25 protein-coding genes are annotated in these 23,091 nt (G+C 63.9%); 10 read left to right on the top strand and 15 right to left on the bottom strand.

The window, feature by feature from the left end:
* The first annotated feature begins 70 nt into the window (after positions 1-70).
* From AC0ZT5_RS16015 to AC0ZT5_RS16030, 4 genes are all read left to right on the top strand, one after another.
* Positions 71-955, top strand: a complete 885-nt coding sequence (locus tag AC0ZT5_RS16015) for a carbohydrate ABC transporter permease (RefSeq protein WP_095084869.1) — start codon at positions 71-73, stop codon at positions 953-955.
* Positions 956-962: 7 nt separating this feature from the next.
* Positions 963-1,877 (top strand): ABC transporter permease subunit, encoded by a 915-nt coding sequence (locus AC0ZT5_RS16020; RefSeq protein WP_095084868.1) that lies wholly within the window; start codon positions 963-965, stop codon positions 1,875-1,877.
* 14 nt (positions 1,878-1,891) lie between these two features.
* A complete protein-coding gene (locus AC0ZT5_RS16025; protein ID WP_488497213.1) occupies positions 1,892-2,992 on the top strand; it encodes a sn-glycerol-3-phosphate import ATP-binding protein UgpC in 1,101 nt (366 codons plus the stop codon).
* A gap of 62 nt (positions 2,993-3,054) precedes the next feature.
* Entirely contained in the window at positions 3,055-3,864 is an 810-nt protein-coding gene (locus AC0ZT5_RS16030; RefSeq protein WP_488497214.1) for a phosphodiesterase, read from the top strand.
* A gap of 48 nt (positions 3,865-3,912) precedes the next feature.
* On the opposite strand, the gene AC0ZT5_RS16035 is transcribed toward AC0ZT5_RS16030, so the two are convergent.
* The 3 genes from AC0ZT5_RS16035 to AC0ZT5_RS16045 all read right to left on the bottom strand — a co-directional run bounded on the left by AC0ZT5_RS16035 (position 3,913) and on the right by AC0ZT5_RS16045 (position 7,754).
* On the bottom strand, positions 3,913-4,995 hold the full coding sequence (locus tag AC0ZT5_RS16035; RefSeq protein ID WP_184876237.1) for an ABC transporter ATP-binding protein: 1,083 nt from the start codon (positions 4,993-4,995) through the stop codon (positions 3,913-3,915).
* Positions 4,992-6,572, bottom strand: a complete 1,581-nt coding sequence (locus AC0ZT5_RS16040; RefSeq protein WP_488497265.1) for an ABC transporter permease — start codon at positions 6,570-6,572, stop codon at positions 4,992-4,994. Before AC0ZT5_RS16040 ends, AC0ZT5_RS16035 begins: the two co-directional genes overlap by 4 nt.
* A gap of 174 nt (positions 6,573-6,746) precedes the next feature.
* Positions 6,747-7,754 (bottom strand): iron ABC transporter substrate-binding protein, encoded by a 1,008-nt coding sequence (locus AC0ZT5_RS16045; RefSeq protein WP_488497215.1) that lies wholly within the window; start codon positions 7,752-7,754, stop codon positions 6,747-6,749.
* A gap of 205 nt (positions 7,755-7,959) precedes the next feature.
* Between AC0ZT5_RS16045 and AC0ZT5_RS16050 the strand changes: the two genes are divergently transcribed.
* The 3 genes from AC0ZT5_RS16050 to AC0ZT5_RS16060 all read left to right on the top strand — a co-directional run bounded on the left by AC0ZT5_RS16050 (position 7,960) and on the right by AC0ZT5_RS16060 (position 11,384).
* Positions 7,960-8,511, top strand: a complete 552-nt coding sequence (locus AC0ZT5_RS16050; protein ID WP_184876241.1) for a sigma-70 family RNA polymerase sigma factor — start codon at positions 7,960-7,962, stop codon at positions 8,509-8,511.
* Position 8,512: 1 nt separating this feature from the next.
* The gene (locus AC0ZT5_RS16055) at positions 8,513-9,151 is read left to right on the top strand and encodes an NrsF family protein (RefSeq protein ID WP_488497216.1); all 639 of its coding nucleotides are present in this window, start codon (positions 8,513-8,515) and stop codon (positions 9,149-9,151) included.
* A gap of 316 nt (positions 9,152-9,467) precedes the next feature.
* Positions 9,468-11,384 (top strand): PAS domain S-box protein, encoded by a 1,917-nt coding sequence (locus tag AC0ZT5_RS16060; RefSeq protein WP_488497217.1) that lies wholly within the window; start codon positions 9,468-9,470, stop codon positions 11,382-11,384.
* Positions 11,385-11,410: 26 nt separating this feature from the next.
* Here AC0ZT5_RS16060 and AC0ZT5_RS16065 read toward each other — a convergent pair whose 3' ends face one another.
* The 7 genes from AC0ZT5_RS16065 to AC0ZT5_RS16095 form a co-directional block, all read right to left on the bottom strand.
* On the bottom strand, positions 11,411-12,289 hold the full coding sequence (locus tag AC0ZT5_RS16065) for a 3-hydroxybutyryl-CoA dehydrogenase (protein ID WP_488497218.1): 879 nt from the start codon (positions 12,287-12,289) through the stop codon (positions 11,411-11,413).
* Positions 12,290-12,406: 117 nt separating this feature from the next.
* Positions 12,407-13,336: an electron transfer flavoprotein subunit alpha/FixB family protein gene (locus tag AC0ZT5_RS16070; RefSeq protein WP_488497219.1), complete on the bottom strand. Its 930-nt coding sequence runs from the start codon at positions 13,334-13,336 to the stop codon at positions 12,407-12,409.
* A gap of 23 nt (positions 13,337-13,359) precedes the next feature.
* Complete coding sequence (locus tag AC0ZT5_RS16075) at positions 13,360-14,109, bottom strand: electron transfer flavoprotein subunit beta/FixA family protein (RefSeq protein WP_095084857.1); 750 nt, start codon at positions 14,107-14,109, stop codon at positions 13,360-13,362.
* A 180-nt stretch (positions 14,110-14,289) separates the two neighbouring features.
* Positions 14,290-15,090, bottom strand: a complete 801-nt coding sequence (locus tag AC0ZT5_RS16080) for a rhomboid family intramembrane serine protease (RefSeq protein WP_488497220.1) — start codon at positions 15,088-15,090, stop codon at positions 14,290-14,292.
* A 32-nt stretch (positions 15,091-15,122) separates the two neighbouring features.
* Complete coding sequence (locus AC0ZT5_RS16085; RefSeq protein WP_488497221.1) at positions 15,123-15,704, bottom strand: cob(I)yrinic acid a,c-diamide adenosyltransferase; 582 nt, start codon at positions 15,702-15,704, stop codon at positions 15,123-15,125.
* 18 nt (positions 15,705-15,722) lie between these two features.
* Complete coding sequence (locus AC0ZT5_RS16090; RefSeq protein ID WP_184876255.1) at positions 15,723-15,914, bottom strand: twin transmembrane helix small protein; 192 nt, start codon at positions 15,912-15,914, stop codon at positions 15,723-15,725.
* 23 nt (positions 15,915-15,937) lie between these two features.
* Positions 15,938-16,804, bottom strand: a complete 867-nt coding sequence (locus tag AC0ZT5_RS16095) for an SDR family oxidoreductase (protein ID WP_488497222.1) — start codon at positions 16,802-16,804, stop codon at positions 15,938-15,940.
* Between the two features lie 58 nt (positions 16,805-16,862).
* On the opposite strand from AC0ZT5_RS16095, the gene AC0ZT5_RS16100 reads away from it, so the two are divergent.
* Complete coding sequence (locus tag AC0ZT5_RS16100) at positions 16,863-17,714, top strand: YihY/virulence factor BrkB family protein (protein WP_184876259.1); 852 nt, start codon at positions 16,863-16,865, stop codon at positions 17,712-17,714.
* Here AC0ZT5_RS16100 and AC0ZT5_RS16105 read toward each other — a convergent pair.
* The 3 genes from AC0ZT5_RS16105 to gluQRS form a co-directional block, all read right to left on the bottom strand.
* Entirely contained in the window at positions 17,684-18,598 is a 915-nt protein-coding gene (locus AC0ZT5_RS16105) for a DMT family transporter (protein ID WP_488497223.1), read from the bottom strand. The genes AC0ZT5_RS16100 and AC0ZT5_RS16105 overlap by 31 nt on opposite strands.
* A 154-nt stretch (positions 18,599-18,752) precedes the next feature.
* Positions 18,753-18,971, bottom strand: coding sequence for a hypothetical protein (locus tag AC0ZT5_RS16110; RefSeq protein WP_488497224.1), 219 nt, complete (start codon positions 18,969-18,971; stop codon positions 18,753-18,755).
* Positions 18,972-19,111: 140 nt separating this feature from the next.
* The gene (gluQRS, locus tag AC0ZT5_RS16115; RefSeq protein ID WP_488497225.1) at positions 19,112-19,987 is read right to left on the bottom strand and encodes a tRNA glutamyl-Q(34) synthetase GluQRS; all 876 of its coding nucleotides are present in this window, start codon (positions 19,985-19,987) and stop codon (positions 19,112-19,114) included.
* Between the two features lie 72 nt (positions 19,988-20,059).
* Here gluQRS and AC0ZT5_RS16120 point away from each other — a divergent pair, with 72 nt between their 5' ends.
* Positions 20,060-20,701: a DNA-3-methyladenine glycosylase family protein gene (locus AC0ZT5_RS16120; protein ID WP_488497226.1), complete on the top strand. Its 642-nt coding sequence runs from the start codon at positions 20,060-20,062 to the stop codon at positions 20,699-20,701.
* A 127-nt stretch (positions 20,702-20,828) separates the two neighbouring features.
* Positions 20,829-21,386, top strand: a complete 558-nt coding sequence (locus AC0ZT5_RS16125) for an HNH endonuclease (RefSeq protein WP_488497227.1) — start codon at positions 20,829-20,831, stop codon at positions 21,384-21,386.
* 421 nt (positions 21,387-21,807) lie between these two features.
* Here the strand turns inward: AC0ZT5_RS16125 and AC0ZT5_RS16130 are convergent, their stop codons facing one another.
* A complete protein-coding gene (locus tag AC0ZT5_RS16130) occupies positions 21,808-22,326 on the bottom strand; it encodes a disulfide bond formation protein B (protein WP_488497228.1) in 519 nt (172 codons plus the stop codon).
* Between the two features lie 82 nt (positions 22,327-22,408).
* The gene (locus AC0ZT5_RS16135; RefSeq protein ID WP_488497229.1) at positions 22,409-22,993 is read right to left on the bottom strand and encodes a YqaA family protein; all 585 of its coding nucleotides are present in this window, start codon (positions 22,991-22,993) and stop codon (positions 22,409-22,411) included.
* Between the last annotated feature and the right edge of the window lie 98 nt (positions 22,994-23,091).

Genomic DNA, 23,091 nt, shown 5'->3' on the forward strand with positions numbered 1-23,091 from the left:
CGACGGGCGGCCATTTCGTAGACTAGTCTCCCTTGCTCTAAGCTAGCTGTAAAGCGGCGTCGGCGGACCGATGGAAAAACGCGTTACCTTCAGCAGTTGGACGATCGGCATCCTTTTCGCGGTGCCGCAGCTCCTCTTGATCTTCACGTTCTTCTACTGGCCGGCCGGTCAGGCGGTCTACTGGTCGCTGACGCTGCAGCAGCCCTGGGGCGGCGGCAACATCTGGGTCGGGCTCGACAATTTCCGCTCGATCCTGTCCAACGCCGATTACTGGAACTCGATCACCGCCAGCCTGGTCTTTGCCGGGATCAGCACCGGGCTTGCGATGTTCATCGCGCTGGTGCTCGCGGCGCTGACCGACCGGCAGCTTGCCGGCTCGCGCTTCTATCGCGTGGTTCTGATCTGGCCCTATGGCATCGCCGCTCCGGCGCTGGCAATGGCGTTCCGATTCATCCTCGCGCCGGAAGCAGGCTTCATGGCCGTCGTCAACCAGGTCTGGCCCGGCTTCTGGGACCCTGGCCTTGATGGCGCCGACGCCATGGCCTCGATCATCATCGCCTTCTCCTGGAAATATGTCGGCTATAATTTCATCTTCTTCCTCGCCGCGTTTCAAGCCATCCCGCGTTCGCTGATCGAGGCGGCGGCGATGGACGGCTCGGGCGTCATGAGGCGTTTCCGGGACATCCAGTTCCCCTTGATCACGCCGACGATCTTCTTCCTGCTGGTCATCAACATCACCGAAAGCTTCCAGGATTCCTTTGGCATCGTCGACATCATGACCTCCGGCGGCCCGGCCAACGCCACCAACCTGATGGTCTACAAGATCTATTCCGACGGCTTCAAAGGGCTCGATTACTCGGGTGCCGCCGCGCAGAGCATCATCCTGATGCTGCTCATCATCGTGCTGACCATTTTCCAGTTCCGCTTCATCGAGCGGCGTGTGCACTACAGATGAGGCTGATATGGTAGAGCGCACCCCTTTCCTCAATTTCTTCACACATGTGATCCTGTTCGTCGGCTTCGTGCTTTGCATCGCGCCGTTCGTGGTCGTCACCATTGCCGCGTCGCATAATCTCAAGGATGTCAACGACGTGCCGATGTCGCTGCTGCCGGGCAGCGACTTCTGGCTCAACATCAAGACGGCCTGGACGACCGCCGACCTTGGCCCCAAGCTTCTGAACAGTTTCATCATGGCTGCCGGCGTCGCGGCGGGCAAAGTGATGATCTCGGCGCTCACCGCCTTTTCGATCGTCTATTTCCGCTACCCCGGCCGCACCTTCATCTTCTGGCTGATCTTCGTCACGCTGATGCTGCCGCTGGAAGTGCGCATCGTGCCGACCTACGCAGTGGTCGCCAACGTTCTGTCGCCCTATCAGACCATCCTGGATTTGACTGGTCTGAGCTGGCTCATCGAGAAAGTCTCGGGCGTGCAGGTCTCGCTCAGCCTCGGGCTGCTCAATTCCTATTCCGGACTTATCCTGCCGCTGATCGCGACGGCAACCGGCACCTTCCTCTACCGGCAGTTCTTCCTGACGGTTCCCGATGAGCTGACCGAGGCCGCGCGCATGGACGGCGCCGGTGCCCTGCGCTTTTTCATCGACATCCTGCTGCCGCTGTCGCGCAACAACATGGCCGCGCTTGGAACCATCATGTTCCTGTGGGCATGGAACCAGTATCTGTGGCCGCTGCTCATCACCACCGACCAGTCGCATGCGACAGCGGTCACCGAGTTGAAGCAGCTTATCCCCAATGTCGGTGGCATCCCGGAATGGAACATCGCCATGGCCGGAACGCTTATCGTCATGCTACCGCCGCTGATAGTCGTGGTCGCCATGCAGCGCTGGTTCGTGCGCGGCCTGATCGCCACCGAAAAGTAACAAGGAGACGGCCAATGGCCTCCATCACCATTCGCGACGTCAAGAAGAGCTACGCCAAGTCGCAGGTCGTGCACGGCGTCGACCTCGACATCGCGTCGGGCGAGTTCGTCGTCATCCTCGGGCCGTCCGGCTGCGGCAAGTCCACATTGCTTCGCATGATCGCCGGACTGGAAGATATCTCCGGCGGCACGATCGCGATCGACGGCACCGTCGTCAACAAGCTGGAACCGCGCGAGCGCGGCTGCGCCATGGTGTTCCAGAACTATGCGCTCTATCCGCATATGAGCGTGGCGCAGAACATCGGCTATTCGCTCAAGGTCGCGGGTGTTCCAGCCGCCGAGCGTACGCAGCGCATCCAGGCGGTTGCCCGTACGCTGGAGCTCGAACATCTGCTCGACCGCAAGCCGATGGCGCTTTCCGGAGGCCAGAGGCAGCGCGTTGCCATGGGCCGCGCGATGATCCGCGAACCCAAGGTGTTCCTGTTCGACGAGCCGCTGTCCAACCTCGACGCCAAACTGCGCGTCCAGATGCGCTCGGAGATCCGCAAATTGCATCGCCGCTTGAACGCCACCTCCGTGTTCGTCACGCATGACCAGGTCGAGGCGATGACACTGGCCGACCGGCTGGTGGTGATGAATGGCGGACGTGTCGAACAGGTCGGCACGCCCGGTGAGGTCTACAGCCGTCCGGCCAGCCGTTTCGTCGCCACCTTCGTCGGTGCGCCGGCGATGAACATGCTCGAAGGCACGGTCGAGCTCGACGGGCTTTCGCTGCTCGGCGGCAGCCGGCGCCTTGCCGTTCAACGCGCCGGTCTGGCTGTCGGCACGCAGGTGGCCGTCGGCATCCGGCCGGAGGCCGTCCGTCTGGTGGCGCCCGGCACCGCTGGCGCGCTCGACGCCACCGTCGACCTCGTCGAGGAGCTGGGCGCTGGACGGGTCATCTATGTCGATCTCGACGGCGCGTCGTTCTCCGTCATGACTTCGGAGGCCGTCCACCCCGAACCAGGCAGCACTGTCGGTCTGCGGTTTTCGCCGGATGACTTGCATTTCTTCTCGTCGGAGACGGGAACCCGTCTCGAGGTCTTCAAGGCCTCGGTGCCGGAGCCGGCACTCTGATTTCTGAAGGCAGTCGCTGTCGCCGAAGATGGGGCAGCCGGCACTGGCAAGACGGTTGTACGATGAAAATAATCCAGGTCACCGATGTCCATCTTGGCCGGCAGGGCGAGCGCCGCTATGGCGTGGACCTGCATCAGCGATTGGCTTCATGCATCGCGCACATCAACGCAAATCACGCCGACGCGGCGCTTTGCGTCTTCACTGGCGACCTGACCGAGACCGGAGCGCCCGAGAGCTATGCCGATCTCAGGACAACCCTGAACGCGCTGTCGGTGCCCTGGCGACTGCTGCCGGGCAACCATGACCGGCGGGCCAATCTTGCCGCGGCATTTCCTGAAGTTCCGGTCGATGAGAACGGTTTCGTGCAGTCGGCGCATCAGATGGCCGACGAGGTGCTTCTGTTCCTCGACTGCCTGGCGGAAGGACGCATCGAAGGCGAATTGTGCGAAAGGCGGCTTGCCTGGCTCGACGCCCGGCTCGAAGAGACCGCAGGCAGGCCTGCCTATGTCTTCATGCACCATCCGCCGGTCGCGCTCGGCCTGCCGCAGCTCGATCCGCTGGCGCTCGAGCAGCCCGAACGCTTCCTCGGCCTGCTACGGCGCCACGGCAACGTCCGCCACATATTCTTCGGTCACGTCCATCGCGACATTGCCGGCACGGTCGCCGGCATTCCGTTCTCGGCGCAGCGCGGCCTGCATGCAAGGTTCGAGCTCGCCCTCGACAGATCGAGCGAGATCGTCGAGCAGGCGCCACCCTCCTACGCGGTCATCCTCGTCGACAGCGCCAACGGGCGCGTGGTCGTGCATGGCTGCGATTTTCTTGAACAATGGCCGATCTATTCCGGCGAAACCGGCGAACGCATCACGGCGTGAGTCCGCTTACGCTGCGTCGAGGCGCAGCGTCGCTAAGCCTTCGACCTTTCAGGCGAACACGTGCGCCGTTCCCGATACGGTCAGCCGGACGATCTCGCCGACCGTTGGCGCGTCCATGCCCGATTTGCGCAGGATCAGCGGCGTGTTGCCGATCGCGGCGGCGTCGGGCGGATCGGCGCTGTTCAGAAGCCGCACCGCGACCGTGCACATCGAGCCGGCGAATTCGGATTCCGTCACTTCGCCGAACAGCATGTCAGGGGTGCCCGACATGCCTTCGCGCGATGTGCGCTTCAAGGCAATCTGCTCTGGCCGCAGCATGATGCGGACGACATCGCGGCTGTCCGGTGTATCGACGGCGATGCGGCCGAGCGGAGAATAGGCGAAGCCGCCTGATATCTTTGCCGGCAGGATGATGGCGTCGCCGAGGAACTCGGCGATCATCCTGTCCTTCGGCTTGAGATAGAGCTCGCGCGGCGTACCGACCTGCGAGAACTTGCCGTCGCGCATTACCGCCACCTGGCTGGCGAAGGAAAGCGCCTCGGCCTGGTCGTGTGTCACCAGGATGGTGGTGATGCCGGCTGCCTCCAGGAGTTCGGCCACGGCCTTGCGCATGGAGGCGCGCAGGCCGGTATCCAGGGCTGAGAACGGCTCGTCGAGAAGCATCAGCCGCGGCTTCATCGCCATCGCGCGGGCCAGCGCCACGCGCTGCTGCTGGCCACCGGAGAGTTGATGCGGGCGGCGTTTGAGGATCGCCTTGTCGAGCCCGACAATGTAGGCGAGTTCGACGATGCGCTCGGCGCGCTTGTCCTCGCCGCGACCCATGCCGAAGCCGATATTGTCGCCAATGGTCAGATGCGGGAACAGGGCGCCGTCCTGCGCCACCACGCCGATGCCTCGACGATGCGCCGGCACCGCGCTGCCGTCCTTAGCCAGCACCTCGCCGTCGAGCGTGATGCGGCCCTGGTCCGGCGCCTCGAAGCCGGCGATCAGCCGCAGCAAGGTCGTCTTGCCGCAACCGGATGGGCCGACGATCGCCGTGCGGCTGCCGCTGACGACGCTCAGATCGACGCCGGCAAGTGCCGCCACCGGGCCGTAATGCTTGTGCAGGCCGCTGATTTCGAGAAAGCTCATCGTCCGGCCATCCGTTTCGACTGGACATAGAGCAGCCAGGTCAAGGGGAGCGACATCGCCACCATGATGAAGGCGTAAGGGGCCGCCGAGGCGTAATCAATCTCGCCGCTGTAGGACCAGAACGCCATCGCCAGCGTGCGGGTGCCGTTCGGAGCCAGCATCTGGGTGGCGGTCAGTTCGTTCATGATGCCGAGCGCCACCAGCGCCATGCCGGCCGCGGCACCTGGCGCCGACAGGCGGATCGTCGTCGACCACAGCGCCTGCAGCGGCGGCCGGCCGAGACTGGAAGCAGCGCGCTCGAGTTCGACCGGCGCCTGCGCGATCGACGCGCGCAGGCTGACCAGTGCGCGCGGCAGGAACATCAGCGCGTAGGCCACCAGGATGGTGAACAAGGTCTGGTAGAGGGGCATGGCGATGCGCACGGTTATGGTGACCAGCGCCAGCGCGATGACGACCCCGGGCAACGAGCCGACGATGTAGTTGCAGCCCTCGAGCAGGCGCTGCAATGGCCCGGGCGCGCGGATCGATATCCAGGCCATCGGCATGGCGGCGACGGTGGCGAGCAATGCGCCGGCGAGCGCCAGGAACAGCGTCTGGCCGAGCGCCAGGCCGATCTCGTCGAAGCGCCAGACGGCGGTGCCGCCGGCGGCCAGCCAGCCGCCGATGGTGACGAAAGGCACGCCAAGCGCCAGCAGCGTGGTTGCGACAAGCACGGCCAGGCACGGGATTGTGGCGCGTCCGAGCGGCGCGCGCTGCTGGTGTCGTGCGGCGCCGGAGCCGACGCGCGCATAACGCTCCTCGCCGCGCACCAGCACTTCGAGGCCCAGAAGCACGAAACAGCAGCTCACCAGCACGCCGGCCAGCATGTTGGCCGCCGGTCCGTTGAAGGTCGACTGGAACTGGTCGACGATCGCGGTGGTGAAGGTGTCGAAGCGGATGAAGACATAGAGGCCGTACTCGGCCAGCAGATGCAGCCCGACCAGCAGCGAGCCGCCGCAGATGGCGAGCCTGAGTTGCGGCAGCACGACGCGCCAGAATACGCGCCACGGGCCAAGGCCGAGTGCCGCCGCGGCGTCCTCGAGGGCGGGATCGAGACGGCGCAACGCCGCCGACACCGGCAGATAGAGGAACGGGAAATAGGCGATGACGGAAACCAGCACGCCGGCCCACAGGCCGTGCAGCCTGGGCACCATGGTGATCCATGCGTAGCTGTGCACGAAAGCCGGGATGGCGAGCGGCGCCACGCACAGCCAGGCCCAGAGCCGGGCGCCAGGCAGGTCGCTGCGCTCGGTCAGCCAGGCCAGCGCCACCGACAGCACGACGGTGATCGGCACGGCCAGCAAAACCAGCAGGACCGTGTTGACCAGAAGCTCGCCGACACGCGGCCGGAAGACCAGAGCCGAGACTGTTTCCCAACCGGTCTGCACCGCGATCCAGATGATGAAGGCGAGCGGCAGCAGCGCCAGCAGCGAAACGAAGATGGCGGCGATGACCAGCCAGGGTGCCGCGCGTCGCCTAGCTCTGCGGCCTGTGCCCGCAGGCAGGCCCGAGCGCGCGAGATCGACCGCAGACTGCATCAGGTCAGACGCCGTGCCGGTGCCGTCCAGCGGCAGCAGTTGAGGGACCGCAATTGCGGTCGGGAACACAGCGTGTCGTCATCGACGAATGCCATCTCGAAAAACAAAATCACTCCCGCGGAAGGCCAATTCCCGCGGGAGCGTGGTTGGTTGTCCTTTTAGGAGGAATGGCAACTAAAGCAAGCCGGCTGCCGTCATCAGGTCGGTGACCTTCTTGGAGTTCAGCGTCGTGGCATCGACCTTGGGTGCCTCCAGATCGGCCAGCGGCACCAGCTTCGGATTGGACTCGGCGCCCTTGCCGACCGCGTATTCGAAGGAATCGCCGGTCTTCAAGATCTCCTGGCCGCCCTTGCCGGTCACCCACTTGAGGAACGCCTGGGCTTCCTTCGGATGCTTGCTCGAGGCCAGCACGCCGCCGCCGGAAATCGAGACGAACGCGCCCGGATCCTGGTTCTTGAAATAGTGCAGTTCGACATTCTTGCTGTTTTCGCCGGTCTTGGCCTGATCGCCGAAATAGTAATAGTGGTAGATCACGCCGCCTTCGATCTCGCCGGCATTGACCGCCTTCATCACCGTGCTGTTGCCCTTGTAGGCGGTGAAATTCGTCTTCATCGCCTTCAGCCAGTCCACCGTGGCGGCCTCGCCCTTGAGCTGCAGAAGCGCGCTGACGATGGCCTGGAAATCGGCGCCCGACGGCGAGGCGGCCCAACGGCCCTTCCAGCTCGGACCGGCGAGATCCAGCATCGACTTGGGCAGCTGGTCGGCCGTCAGCTTGGTCTTGTTGTAGGCAAAGACGGTGCTGCGTGCGGCGACGCCGACCCATTTGCCGCTGGCCGGCTGATAGTCGTTGGGAACCTGCGCCAGCGTGTCGGCGTTTACCGGCGCGAACAGGCCGGCACTTTCGACCAGCGCCATGGCCGGCGAGTTTTCGGTCAGGAACACGTCGGCCGGCGAGGCAGCGCCTTCGGCGACGATCTGGTTGGAAAAGTCGCTGTCGCCGCCATTGCGGACAGTGACCTTGATGCCGGTTTCCTTGGTGAAGCCTTCGGCCCACGCCTTGGTCAGGTTCTCGTGCTGGGCGTTGTAGACAATGATGCCATCATCTTCCGCCATCGCCGGGCCGGCGATCAGGTTGATTGCCAGCGCGGCGGCGCCGACGAGGGTGGAAAGAGCATATTTCATGGCATTGTCCTCGGATTTCGGGGTCTTGCGTCTGCGACGGCTGCACCTATCAATACCTGACAGGGATAGTCAACATTGTCTTGCGTATTTTGATCAAGCGCCGAGACGCAAACTTTCGTGATTTGCCGGTAATTTGGCTTGGACATTATTTCGCCGGCCACGTAACAAATCACCGCCGAGACGCGAAAATCGGGGAGTAACTCTTGTGACCGGCAAGGATGAGGCCGAGCTTTCCCGGCTGATGCGGGCCGCGATCGCGGGAGACGAAAAGGCTTACGCCGACTTTCTGCACCGGATTGCCGCGCTGGTTCGCGGTTTTGTCAGGCGCAAGATCGTGCAGGGCGGGGTCGATCCCGAGGATGTCGTGCAGGAAACCTTGCTGGCCATTCATGTGAAACGACATACCTGGCGCCAGGATGCGCCGGTGTTGCCGTGGGTCTATGCGATTGCCCGCTTCAAGCTGATCGACGCGTTCCGGCGGCGCGGACGGCGCATCGAGATCGATGTTGACGATATCGCCGAGACCTTCGCCGAACCGGAACAGGAGAGCGTTAGCGAACGCGACATCAACCGGGCATTGGACGGCCTGTCACCGGCACAGCGTTCCGTGGTCTCTGCCGTGTCGGTGGAGGGGCGGTCGATCGGCGAGACGGCGGCCAAGTTCGGTATCAGCGAAACGGCGGTGCGGGTGTCGCTGCATCGGGGGCTTGCCGCGATAGCCAAGCGATTCGGGCAGGGGCGATTCGGGCGGGAATGACATGAGGACTGACGATCTCATCAAGGCGCTGGACGCCGATGCCCGCAGCAAGGCGATGCCGCTGCAATCGGCCTGGTGGATGGCGGCCGGTGTGGCAGCGGTGATCGCGGCCATCGTTTTCCTGCTGACGATCGGCCCGCGCCCCGACTTCATGGCGGCCGCGCACACGATGCGCTTTCTTTCCAAATTCGTCTTCACCATCGTGCTTGCCGTCAGCGCATTTGCCCTGATCCGCGCCTTGTCGACACCCGGTGCGCCGACCGGCAGGGCAATGGCTGGGATGATCGCCGCGCCGCTGTTGGTAGCCTTGGCCGTGGTTCTTGAGCTGTTTGCCTTGCCCGAGGCCGACTGGGGCACAAGGATGGTCGGCTCCAACATGATGATCTGCATGGGCTTCATTCCGCTGATCGGCATTGGCCCGCTTGCCATTTTCCTATGGATGCTGCGCTACGGCGCGCCGACACGGCCGGTCCTTGCCGGTGCGGTCGCGGGGCTGCTTGCGGGCGGGCTGGCGGCAACCTTCTACGCCGCGCACTGCTTCGACGATTCGCCGCTTTTCGTCGCCACCTGGTACACGATAGCGATCGCGATCCTCGCGCTGCTTGGCGCGCTCGGCGGGCGGTTTTTCGTACGCTGGTAGTGTGGCGCCCGGAGCGGTTCACGGAAACGCCGAACCGCTCCATCTTTTTTGTTTGACGCAATTCCGGACGGAAAAGCGCTTCACACTTTTCCTGGGATTGCTCGGTCGCGCCCCCCTGCTCACCGATCCTTAATCATGCCGGCAATTGTTTGTCGGTTACTGATCGCGCCGGCATGCCGCACGCAACCATTCTTTAAAATCGATCCGCCAAGGTCGGCGGGACAACATGCGTTTGCGCACGGGGGTGGCACGTATCGTGATGGGGCGAGGATTGACCGGCCGAAGATCTTTTGGGCACGCAGGGTTGGTGCTGCTCGTGGCCGGCCTTTGTGTTGGGGCAGCCTCGATTCTGCTGTCGCGACTGGATCCCGGCACCGAGGTGCTGAAATTCTGCCTGCAGATATCGGTGGCGGTGGCGGTGGGTGCGCTTTGCCTCGCAGCCCTGTTCAACCGCCGGATCAGCAAGGACCGCCGGCAGATCGCGGAGAGCGAGCAGCGCTTCCGCCGCGCCATGGAGGATTCGGCGATCGGCATCGCCGTTGTCGGCCTCGACGGGCGCATTCTCCAAACCAATCCGGCCTTTGCCGCTATGCTCGGCTACAGCCGCGAGGAGATCGAGGCGCTGACCTTCTTCCAGATCACGCATCCCGACGATATCCAGATCGGCCGGGAAACGATGGCTGGTCTGAAAGCGGGCACGGTCAATTCCTTCCACTTCGAGAAACGCTATCTCAGGAAGGATGGCACACCCGTCTGGGCGCATCTTGCGGGCTCCGTCATCCGCGACGAAAGGAGCGGCCGTCCGCTCTATCTCGTCTCGCAGATCGAGGACATCGACGCGCGCAAGCAGGCCGAGGCGCGCATTGCCGAAGCGGAAACGCGCTGGAATTTTGCGCTTGCCGGCGCCGGCCAGGGCGTCTGGGATCTCGACATGCGCAAGGGCGGGACGACGTACTCCGAGACCTGGGGCAAGATGCTGGGCTTTGAGGATGGTGAGCTCGACGGTGATCCCAACCGCTGGCTGACGATGATCCATCCCGACGATCGCGAGACCGTCGCCGAGGCGGATCGCGCCCATCTCGACGGCAACACGCCCTACTTCGAAGCCGAATTCAGGATGCGCCACAGGGATGGCCACTGGATATGGATCCTCGACCGCGGCAAGGCCATCGAGCGTGACGAGGAGGGGCGGCTGGTCAGGGCCATCGGCAGCTTGACCGACATCACCCGGCGCAAGGAGGCGGAAGCGCGCCTCACCGTATCGGCGGCGATGCTGGCCGATGAGAAGGAGCGGCTGAGGGTGACGCTGCAGTCGATCGGCGATGCAGTCATCTGCACCGATGCCGCAAACCGCGTCACCTTCATGAACCCGGTCGCCGAAAAGCTGACCGGGGTTGCCGGCGGCGAGGCCCTCGGCAAGATGCTTGGACATGTCTACTGGGCGGTCGACGAGGAGACGGGGCACAGGATCGGCGTCACCCGGCCGGCCATCGGCGGCCAGGCGCCCGCCGACCAGAACAGTCGAGCCGTCCTGATCCGGCGCGACGATACACGCTGCAGCATCCGCCAGGTGGTGTCGCCGATCATCAACGAGCGGAACGAATTCTGCGGACTGGTCATCGTCTTCCAGGACTTCACCGATGCGCGCGCGCTGCAGCGTCAGCTCGCCCATGCGGCGGCGCATGACGCACTGACCGGCCTTGCCAATCGCTCGAACTTCATCCGCGCCATGGAGGAACTGGTCGATCAGGCGCGCAAGGAAGGCACCTCGGGCAGCGGACATCAGTTCATGTTCATTGACCTCGACCACTTCAAACTGGTCAACGACACCGGCGGCCATGCAGCCGGCGACGCCTTGCTAAAGCGGGTTGCCGAGGCAATTCGCGGCGTGCTTGGTCCCGAAGACATGGTCGCGCGCCTGGGCGGCGACGAATTCGCGGTCATCCTGAAATCGGGTTCGGCTGCCGGCGCCAAGATCGCGGCGCGTTCCATCATCGATGCGATACGCGGCCTGGACTTCGCCTGGGATGGCCGTCCTCACGTAATCGGCGCCAGCATCGGCTTGGCTGCGATCGGTGCCAGTTGCGGCGAGGTCGACGAGATCATCGCCAGGGCGGACGCCGCTTGCTATGCGGCCAAGGCGGCCGGCCGCGGCTGCGTTTGCGTGGCGCTGGACGGCGAGGTCATGGACGACAGGATGGAACCGCCCGAGCCGCTGGCCGCGGCCTCGTGATCCCGGCCGATCAGCCTCAGACCTGATTAGCGCGTCGGAACGGGATGCTCGCCGCGATAGTCGTAGAAGCCGCGCCCGGTCTTGCGGCCGAGCCAGCCGGCCTCGACATATTTGACCAGCAGCGGGCAGGGGCGGTATTTCGAATCCGACAGGCCGTCATGCAGCACCTGCATGATCGACAGGCAGGTATCCAGCCCGATGAAATCGGCCAGCTGCAGCGGGCCCATCGGATGGTTGGCGCCGAGCCGCATGGCGGTGTCGATGGCGTCGACCGAGCCGACACCCTCATAGAGCGTGTAGATCGCCTCGTTGATCATCGGCAGCAGGATGCGGTTGACGATGAAGGCCGGGAAATCCTCCGAGACCGTGATCGTCTTGTCGAGCTGCTTCACATAGGTCTTTGCCGCCTCGAAGGTCTGGTCCTCGGTGGCGATGCCGCGCACCAGCTCGACCAGCTTCATCAGCGGCACCGGGTTCATGAAATGGATGCCGATGAAGCGCTCCGGCCGGTCGGTCTGCGCGGCAAGCCGCGTGATCGAGATCGACGAGGTGTTGGTCGCCAGGATGGCTTCGGGATTGAGCTGCGGACAGAGCTGGGCGTAGATCTTGCGCTTGACCGTCTCGTCCTCGGTCGCGGCCTCGATCACCAGATCGGCGCCGGCAAGATCGGCCATCGCCGGGGCGGAGGCGATACGCGCCATCGCATCGTTGCGCACCTTCTCGTCGAGCTTGCCGGACCCTACCTGGCGGGCCATGTTGCCGCTGATGGTGGCGATACCCTTCTCGATGCGGTCGGGCGATATGTCGTAGATCAGCACCTTGTAGCCCGAAAGGGCGGAGACATGGGCGATGCCGCCGCCCATCTGGCCCGCGCCGATGATGCCGATCGTCTCGATCTTGCTCATTACACCGATCCCGTCAAAAGGCCTTTGCGGCCTGCTTTTTGTGCGGTGCAAACTAAAAGGGCGGGGCGACTTCGTCTACCCCACCCTTCACTATTTAATACGCTTTGGCAGACAGCGTCAAAGCGCCTTTTGCAGTTCCGGCAGGATGACGAAGAGGTCGCCGACGAGGCCGTAGTCGGCGACCTGGAAAATCGGTGCCTCCTCGTCCTTGTTGATGGCGACGATGACCTTCGAATCCTTCATGCCGGCGAGGTGCTGGATGGCGCCGGAGATGCCCACCGCAATGTAGAGATCGGGAGCGACGACCTTGCCGGTCTGGCCGACCTGCCAGTCGTTCGGCGCATAGCCGGCGTCCACTGCGGCGCGCGAAGCACCGACCGCGGCACCAAGCTTGTCGGCGACCGGAAGGATGACCTCCTGGAACTTTTCCGCCGAGCCCAGCGCGCGACCACCCGAGATGATGATCTTGGCCGAAGTCAGTTCCGGACGGTCGGTCTCCGAGAGCTTGTTCTCGACGAAAGTGGAGAGGCCGGGGTTGGCCGCCGCCTTCACGGTCTCGACAACGGCCGATCCGCCCTCGGGGGCTGCCTGGAAGGAGGCGGTGCGGACAGTGATCACCTTCTTGGCGTCGGTCGACTGCACCGTCTGGATGGCGTTGCCGGCATAGATCGGCCGCTTGAACGTATCGGGCGAGACGACTTCGATGATCTCGGAAACCTGCGCGACATCGAGCAGGGCCGCCACGCGCGGCGCGACATTCTTGCCCGACGAGGTCGCCGGCGCGATGATGGTGTCGTAACCGCCCGCGAGCGACACAACGAGTGCTGCGGTCGGTTCGGCGAGGCGCTCGGCAAGCTCTTCGGCCTCGGCCAGCAGCACCTTGCTCACGCCCTTCAGCTTGGCTGCGGCGTCGGCCGCACCCTTGGCGCCCTTGCCGGCAACCAGCACATGCACGTCCGAACCGATCTGCAGGGCTGCGGAGAGTGCCTTGGCGGTCTGGTCGGAAAGGGTGGCGTTGTCGTGTTCAGCAATCAGAAGAATAGCCATTTTCGTGTTCCTTTCCCGATCGCTTACAAAACGCCGGCTTCGTTCTTGAGCTTGTCGACCAGTTCGGCGACGCTCTTGACCTTGACGCCTGCCTTGCGGCCGCTCGGCTCCTCGGTCTTGATGACCTTCAGCCGCGGCTTGACGTCGGCGCCGTAGTCGGCCGGGCTCTTCTCGTCGAGCTGCTTCTTCTTGGCCTTCATGATGTTGGGCAGCGAGGCGTAGCGCGGCTGGTTGAGGCGAAGGTCGGCGGTCACGATCGCCGGCATCTTCAGCTCCACCGTCTGCAGGCCGCCGTCGACTTCGCGCGTCACCTTGGCCTTGTCGCCGTCGATCACCACCTTGGAGGCGAAGGTGCCCTGCGCCCAGCCAAGCAGGGCCGCCAGCATCTGGCCGGTCTGGTTGGAATCGTCGTCGATTGCCTGCTTGCCGAGGATGACGAGGCCGGGCTGTTCGGCGTCAACAACGCCCTTCAGCACCTTGGCGACGCCGAGCGGCTCGGTCTGTTCGTCGGTCTTGACCAGGATGGCGCGGTCGGCACCCATGGCAAGCGCGGTGCGCAAGGTTTCCTGCGCCTGCTGCGGACCGATCGAAACAACGATGATCTCTTCGGCCTTGCCGGCCTCCTTCAGCCGGATCGCCTCTTCAACCGCGATCTCGTCGAACGGGTTCATCGCCATCTTGACGTTGGCGAGTTCCACCGCCGAACCATCAGCCTTCACGCGAACCTTGACGTTCGCATCCACAACCCGCTTTACGGGCACAAGGATCTTCATTGCCTGTCACCTCTTCAAGATAATTAGGCGCGCTATAACAGCCTGCGCCCTTTCTGAGTTGTCGAAAGCCGACATTCCGGATGGAAATTCTGGTCTTTGACCGCCTTAGGCTGGGACGGAGACGTTTCCGTAGTTGCGGCAACCCTGCACGTCAATACGTTGCAAGGCGCTCAAATCGGTTCAGTCCGAGCCGGAAGCGTTTCCCCGCCCCCAGCGCGGCGTCGCGGCAGGCGGGTCGGGGGTCACCGGTTCGGCGGCGACGGCAGGCTGGTCGGCGGGAGCGACAGTGACATCCTCGTCGGGGCCGGCAAACAGCGGCACGCCGCGGCTGCGCAAGACTAGCACCAAAATGGCGCCGGCGATGATGCCGCCGATATGGCAGGCCCATGAAATCCGGTCCTCACCGCCGGCGGCAAACATCACCACCTGGAACGCCACCCACAGGATCAGCGGGATGAAGGCCGGAATGCGCAGCGGGATGCGGGCAAAGGCCAGCACCCACACCTTCACGCGCGGATAAAGGATCAGATAGGCGACAACCACGCCGGCGATGGCGCCGGACGCACCGATCAGCGGCACCTGCGAATCCCAGGCGATGAGGCCCTGGAAGGCGGCTCCGGCGGTCGCGCACAACAGATAGAAGATGAGGTAGCGGACGTGGCCGAGGGCGTCCTCGACATTGTCGCCGAACACCCACAGGAACAACATGTTGCCGCCGAGGTGGAAGATGTCGGCATGGAGGAAGGAATAGGTGAGGTAGCTCAGGCTTTCGGGGACGACGACAAAGCGAGGATCGAGCTCAGCGGTGTCATGGACGACGGCCGGGATGAAGCCGAGGCCGAGCACGGCGGCATTGGAGAAATTCTCGCCGCCGAGCGCGGTAGCGAAGTAGACCAGGGCGTTGACCACGATCAACCCGATCGTCACATATTGCAGGCGGATGTGCCGCAGCCTGTTGGTGTCGTAAAGCGGGATGAACATCGGTCCCCTGCCCCCTCGCGCTTTCGGACAGTTCAGCGGTTGTTGCCGGGAACCCATAGCACGTCGGCATTTCCATTGTCATTGACCGCCCGGGCGGCGACAAACAGGAAATCCGAGACGCGGTTGATGTATTTCAGCCCGTCGGGGTTGACGTGCTCGCGGGGATCCTGGGCCAGGGCCACCATCAGCCGTTCGGCCCGCCGCGCCACGGTGCGGGCGAGATGCAGGGCGGCGGCGGCCGGCGTGCCGCCGTTCAGCACGAAGGACCTGAGCGGCTGAAGATCCTTGTTGAGCAGGTCGATATCCTTTTCGACCCGGTCGGTCTGCGTGGCGATGATGCGCAGCGGCTCATAGCCGAGCGGGTTGCCGTCATCGGGCACGGCGAGATCGGCGCCGAGGTCGAAGAGATCGTTCTGGATGCGGGAAAGCATGGCGTCGATCACCGGGTGGGTGACTGCCGTGTGGACCCGGGCGATGCCGATGCAGGCATTGGCTTCGTCGACCGTGCCGTAGGCGTCCACCCGCAGGTCCGATTTCAGCCGCCGTTCGCCGGTGCCGAGACCGGTGGTGCCGTCATCGCCGGTGCGGGTGTAGATCTTGTTTAACTTGACCACATCGCCTCCCGAACGGCCTCACTTGCGGGTGAAATACACCGCCAGCAGGATCAGCGCCAGCGCCACGGCCTGCAGCAGAACACGCGCCTGCATCAGCTTGTTCGAGGTGACGCCGGACCCGCCACGCATCATGTTGACGAGGCCGCGAACGAGCACGATCACCACGGCGACCATGACCAGAATGGCGAGGATGTTGAAGACGGTTGCCATGGTGTGTTCCCAGTTCGGTTGGTTCAGGCGCGTTTGGCAAGGAAGCGGTAGAGCAGCGATGCGGGCAGGATGCGTTTGAGAGCCGCACCGATCTTAGCCGGCACTGTTACCACATAGTGCGGGCGCGGGCGCCGCGACAGAAGCGCATGGCGCAGCGCCGCATGAACCACTTCCGGCCCCGGCTTCAGTGCCGATTGGCTGCCGCCGGCCCGCAGCCTTGCCAGTTGCGTCTCATAGTCGAGGCGGTGGACCGAATTCTCGTGATCGATGTTCTGCAGGAACCATGGCAGCGCATTGCTGGCGATCTTCGACGTTACCGGCCCGGGTTCGATCAGCGAGACATGGATGCCGCTCCCTCGAAGTTCCTGGTGCAGGCACAGCATCAGACCCTCCAGCGCGTGTTTCGAAGCCGAATAGGCGCCGCGAAAGCGCACCGGCGCGAGGCCGAGGATCGACGAGCAGTGGACGATGCGGCCTTGCCCCTGGCGGCGCATCACCGGCACCAGCCTCCGGGTCAGGTCATGCCAGCCGAAGAAATTCGCCTCGAATTGCTGCTTGAGCGCGGCCACCGGCAGGTCCTCGACGGCGCCGGGTTGCGCGTAGGCGCCATTGTTGAACAAGGCGTCGAGCCGGCCGCCTGTGCGATCCAGAACCGATGCCACCAGCGCTTCAATGGATGCGGCTTCACTGTAGTCGAGATAGAAGGCCTCGATGCCGTCCGCTTCTAGTGCGGCGATGTCCTCCGGCTTGCGTGCCGTCGCGAACACCCGCCAGCCTTCCGCCTTCAACGCGCGGGCGCAGTGGGCGCCTATTCCCGAAGAGGCGCCGGTGACGATGATCGAGCGCATCGCTTGCGCCTGACTGTTCGTGGTTTCGCTAAGGGTTGCCATTTGCCGCAATCCCTTCCCATATTCGCGGCGTCGAGACAATCGAAGGGAGCGCGGGTTCTTGCTGCGGAATATTGTCGCCCTGCGCCGCGTGCTCTACGACGCGCTCGGCCATTTCAACACCGATGACGGCTGGGCGATGGCCAGCCATCTGGCGATCACCTCGCTGATGGCGCTGTTTCCATTCCTGATTTTCGCCACGACGCTGGCGAGCTTCCTCGGTGCGCAGGCATTCTCAGACACGGCCGTGCATCTGGTCTTCGACACCTGGCCCGAGCAGATCGCCAAGCCGATCGCGCGCGAGGTGCTCAATGTGCTGACCGTCAGGCGCACCGACCTGTTGACCTACGGCGTTTTGCTTGCCGCCTACTTTGCCTCGAACGGCATCGAGGCGTTGCGCACATCGCTCAACCGCGCCTATCGCGTCTCGGAAACGCGCGGCATCATCTACCGCCGGGTGCAGAGCATCATCTTCGTTCTGATCGCGACGGCCGGTTTCCTGGCGATCAGCGTGCTCCTGGTGTTCGCGCCACTGCTGGCGCGGCTAGCCGAAGCCCATATCGAAGGGATCAAGCCCTATATGGGCACGATCACGCTGTGGCGGTATGTCATCGCCTCGGCAGTCATCGTCGGCGGATTGTTTGCCGTGCATTTCTGGCTGCCGGCGGGCAGGCGCCGCCTGGTCTCGATCGTACCGGGCATCATCTTCACGCTGGCGGCATGGCTCGTCGGTTCGACCGTCTTCGCCACCTATCTCGATCACTTCTCGTCTTATGTGACGACCTATGCCGGCCTCGCCTCGATCATGATCGCGGTGGTCTTCCTCTACATGCTCTCGGCGATCTTCATCCTCGGCGGCGAACTCAATGCCGCGATCAGCCGCTATCTGGAGGCGCGCGCCCGGGTCGGTTGATTGACAGGCCGAGGCTTGGCCGGACGAGCCGTTGCCAGGCCGACGCCGAATGTTGTGATCGCCATGCCGACAATCTGCAGCGCATTGAGCTGCTCGTCGAACAGGGCCCAGGCGATGATGGCCGTCACCGCCGGTACCAGGTAGAACAGCGAGGCCACTTTCGACATCTCGCCGTCGCGGATCATCACCATCAGTAGGAAGATGGCGCCGAGCGACAGCACCAGCACCAGCCAGGCCATGGCGAAAATCAATTCGCCGTTGATGACGACGCTGCGTGTCTCGAAGGCGAGCGAAGCCAGGATCATCAAAGAGGCGCCGCCGACATATTGCCACATGGTCGCCGCGACGAGGTCGCCGCCGGAGGCAAAACGCTTCTGCCAGATGGTACCGGCGCTCATGCCGAGCACCGAGACCAGCGAGGCGGTCAGCGTCGCCGCCGTCACGCCGCCGCCGAGCGCGCCCAGTTTCGGCCACAGCACGATGACGATGCCGATGAGGCCGATGCCAAGGCCTGCCCAGTGACGCGGCAGGATCGCCTCGCCGAGGAACTTGCCGGCAAGCACGGCCGTGATCAGCGGCTGCAGGCCGACGATGAGGGCTGAGAATCCGGCCGGCATGCCCCGGTGGATGGCCCAGAAGACGGCGCCGAGATAGACGCCATGCATCAGGATGCCGGCGCCGGTGGCGTGCAGTGCTTCAGTGCGGGTGGCTCTCGTCGAACCCAGCACAAGCATCAGGACGGCGAGCAGGATCGCTGCCAGCACGAAACGCGCGGCAAGAAAGGTGAACGGCTCGGCCCACGGCATGGCGTAGCGCGCGCCGATGAAGCCGGTTGCCCACAGGACAACGAAGGTGGCGGGGATGAACCGCTTGATGCTGTGCATGTTCGGGAGGCCGCCGCGCTGGGGAGAGTTGATCGTGGCGCTGCTCTAATGCGGTTCAAGCCGGCGCGCAAAACGAAACGATTGATCCATACATCACTGGAATTCAACCGACGGCGAATTCGGCTCTGCTAAGATTTCGGGGACTGATTTTTTGCTACCAGTTGCACCCCGGCCACTTGATAAGCGGGCTGTGCCCATAGACAGCTTCCCTGTCGTCAAACGACTTGACCACCGACCATACCGGATCGCCGTTGTCGTCGGTCTCGTTGCTCACCATGACCGAAATGATATGGTCCGGGTACTTGGCGCCCTCGATTGCCGTCAGCCTGTCGCGAACGCGCGCCTTTTCTTCATCAGTCAGATGTCGCTTCACGGAAGCCTCCACCGCTTTGCGCCAAGCATACAGAAGTTTTGGCCGTCACGCGACAATCGGTTGATGGCGATGACGACGCGGTAAATTCCAAACCGACATGACCCGAATTCGCCACGCGGTTTCTTCTGGCCTCGCCAGGCTCAAAGCCCGACCATCCGCCTGACGTCGTCCACAGATGCGCCGGCATGGCGCAACGCGGCAAGGCCGGTGTCGCCGAGGCTCTTGGACAGCTTCCGTCGATCCGGCCCTAGGATAAGGCGATGATGGAAATAGGCCGGCTGCGGCAGTCCGAGGAGTTCCTGCAGCAGGCGCTGCACGCCGGTGGCGGAAAACAGGTCCTGTCCGCGCACGACATGGCTGACGCCTTGCAGGGCATCGTCCATGACGACGGCGAGGTGATAGCTGGTCGGGATGTCGCGGCGCGCCACGATCACGTCGCCCCAGTCCTGCGGCCGGGCTTCGATCGCGCGTGTCGCGACGAGCGTCTCGTCGCTGAATTCGGCCCATGCGAGGTCCTTGCCGGCACGCGCCAGGGCGGCGTCGATATCCAGCCGCCAGGCGAAGGGCGCGTTATCGGCGATCCGTCGCTTGCGTTCCTTCAGCGGCAGCGCCTTGTCGGCGCCGGGATAGAGCGGCACGCCGTCGGGATCGCGAGGCCAGTCGCGTCCGCGCTCTTCGCTGTCGGTGATGAAGGCCCGGATCTCGCCACGGCTCATGAAGGCGGGATAGACGAGTTCGTCCCGAATGAGCCAGTCAAGCGTCGTCTCGTATTCAGCGAAATGCTCGGATTGGCGGCGCACCGGCTGTTCCCAGCCAAGCCCCAGCCACTTCAGATCGGCAAGCACGCCGGCCTCGAATTTCGGCGTGCAGCGCGTCGTGTCGATGTCCTCGATACGCAGCAGCAGCCGGCCGCCGGTGGCGTCAGTCAATTTCTGATTGAGCAGCGCAGAATAGGCGTGGCCGAGATGCAGGTCGCCGTTGGGGCTGGGGGCGAAACGGAATGTCAGGAGTGTCATTTGTCCGGCGGCAATCAGGTTTTGCGGCGCTTCGCCAATTGCTACCCTGTCGAGGGTCAAGGAACAAGAAACATGCAGCGCATCGCCACATCAGACGACATTGCCAGGGGGCTCGACGCGCTTTGCGTGATCGACCCGCGCCTGGAAAAGGTGCGCGGCATGGCCGGCGAGGTGCCGCTGCGGCTTTCGGAGCCGGGGTTCCGGAGCCTGGCCTCGATCATCGTCTCGCAGCAAGTGTCCCGCGCCAGCGCCGATGCGATCTTCGGCCGGCTGGTCAAACTGGTCGATCCGCTGACGCCGCAGGCGATTCTTGCCGCCGGCGAAGACATGTTTCGCGAGGCCGGCCTGTCGCGGCCGAAGCAGCGTGGGCTGATCGCCATTGCCCAGGCGGTGTCCGATGGCCTTGACCTCCATCATCTCTGTTCGCTCGACGCCCAGGAGGCGATCACGACGATGACGGCGGTGTCCGGAATTGGCCCGTGGACGGCGGAAGTGTATCTTTTGTTCGCCGCCGGCCACCCCGACATTTTTCCAGCGCGCGACGTCGCCTTGCAGAGCGCGGTCGGTCACGCGCTCGGCATCGAGCCGCGTCCGCCGGAGAAAATACTGATCGCGCTGGCCGAATCATGGAGTCCGTGGCGAGGTGTCGCATCACGGCTTTTCTGGTCCTACTATCGCGAAACCAGAGGGCGGGACGCCGCGCCGCCGGCTTAATCCGCAAAAAGGCATGAAAATCACGCATTTTTGGCGCTTCAGCGACGCGACAATCCGCTTCACATCCCTGTCATGTCAGGCTTACAGTATCCGCGCCGTTCGGGTCTAGAACCAAGGAGGTAAACACGTGACGGTCGCCGTATCTCCGGATGGGCTTCCAGCACTGGTGCTGAATGCGGATTACCGTCCGCTCAGCTATTACCCTCTGTCGCTCTGGTCCTGGCAGGATGCCATCAAGGCGGTGTTCCTCGACCGGGTGAACATCGTCGCCGAATACGAGCACGCGGTCTCCTCACCGACCTTCTCGATGAAGCTGCCGAGCGTCGTCAGCCTGAAGGCCTACGTGAAGCCGTCCAGGCACCCGGCCTTCACCCGCTTCAACGTCTTCCTGCGCGACCGCTTCCAGTGCCAGTATTGCGGGACGCCGGAGGACCTGACCTTCGATCACGTCATCCCACGCCATCGCGGTGGCGCCACGACGTGGGAGAATGTCGTTGCCGCCTGTTCGCCCTGCAATCTCAGGAAGGGCGGCTTGATGCCCGCGCATGCCAAGATGTGGCCGCTGCAGAAACCCTTCCAGCCGACGGTACACGATTTGCACAACAATGGCCGCTTGTTCCCGCCCAACCATCTGCATGAAAGCTGGATGGATTATCTCTACTGGGATGTCGAACTGGAGCCTTGAGATCATCCGAGAATTCGGGAGGCTGGTCGCCTGAAGCAATTTTCTGCGCTTCCGATGCTCGCATGCCTAGCAGACCTGACACTCCTCGATATCGAACCAGCTCGGTCGCGCTCACTTATCAGCGGCTTCGCGGGTAAGGACCGTCTTCCCCCACTCCGTCGCTGCTTCGCAGCGCCACCTCTCCCCCCGGAGGGAGAGGAAGGGAGCCTGTTGGAGGCTGGAGGAAGGGAGCCTGTTGGATGGGCGCTGGCAACAATAGCCTCGCGCCCTTCCTCTACCCCGTCGATCGGGGGAGAGGTGGCACGGCGAAGCCGAGACGGAGTGGGGGTCGATCTGGCTCGGACGTCGAAAGCCGCTCCATCCGACTCAGCCTGCCGAATTTTTGCGCGAACTCTGCGTCGCCCCGGCCAAACGAATTTGCTCAGTCGCGGGTGAGGGCGCCGCGGAAGGCGACGGCGGCGAGGACGAGGCTGGCGATGGCGTTCCAGCCGGCCAGCGACAGGCCGAGGATGCGCAGCGCCGCCTTGTCGCAGGAAGGCGGCACGAACTTGTCGAGCGCGTCGAGAACGCCCTTGCCGCCGGTGTCCACCGGTCCGGCGCCGGCGGTGCAATCGGTCGGGCCGGCCCACCACTGCCATTCGACGCCGGAGTGATAGACACCGAGATAGAGGCCGTAGAGCATCAGCAGGCCGCCTATGGCCAGCAGGCCGCGCGTCAGCCAGGCTGGCGCGCGCAGCATCGATGCAATCACCGCCAGCAGCATCAGCGGTGCGCCGATGTAGTAGGGGGTGCGCTGTTCAAGGCAGAGGTGGCAGGGGATGTAGCCGCCGAGATACTGGAAGCCCAGCGCCGAGCCCACGGTAGCGGCCATCGCGACGGCGAGAAACAAGGCGGTGCGCGTCCGCTGGCGTCCGGTGTCGGCATTCATCGTCGCTGTCATCGTGTTCTTCGTCCGTTGAGTTCGCCGCGCTCTTTGTCCCTGTCCTTGTCCCAACAGCGCCGGGCACTTTTGGGCGAAAGGACTAGAACGCGTATTTGACGAGGATATAGAGCAAAATCAGGGCAGCTGCGCCGGCGCCGGCGATCAGTCCGAGACGCTTTTCGATGAATTCGCGGATCGGCTCGCCATAGCGGCGCAGCAGCCAGGCCAGCAGCAGGAAGCGCGCGCCGCGCGCGACGATGGCCGAGACGATGAAGATCAGCAAATTGACGTGCAGGGCGCCGGCAAGGATGGTGACGACCTTGATCGGCGGCAGGTGCGCGAGACCGGACGTAACGAGCAGCACCAGCATCAGGCCGGTGCCAGAATTCTGCCAGCGCTCGAAGGTCGACAGGCCGCCGAAATGCTCCAGGATCGGACGGGCGACGGCGTCGTAGGCGAAGTAGCCGATCATCCAGCCGGCGATGCCGCCCAGCACCGAGGCGGCCGTGGCGGTCAGCGCATAGCGGTAGGCGCGGGCGGGGCGTGCCAACGCCATCGGCAGATAGAGCACATCGGCCGGTACGAAAAAGAACGAGCTTTCAATGAAGGCGATGATGGCAAGCCACCATTCCGCGGATTTCCTTGCCGCCAGCGACAAGGTCCAGTCGTAAAGTCCGCGAAGCATCGGCACTCCTATGCGTGTCGCCCAAAAATGCGCAGCGGTTTCGGGACATCGGCATGCACAACCAACGGGCATGCACAAAACAAAGACCCAAAGCGCGC

Source organism: Mesorhizobium sp. CNPSo 4670, assembly GCF_057784235.1.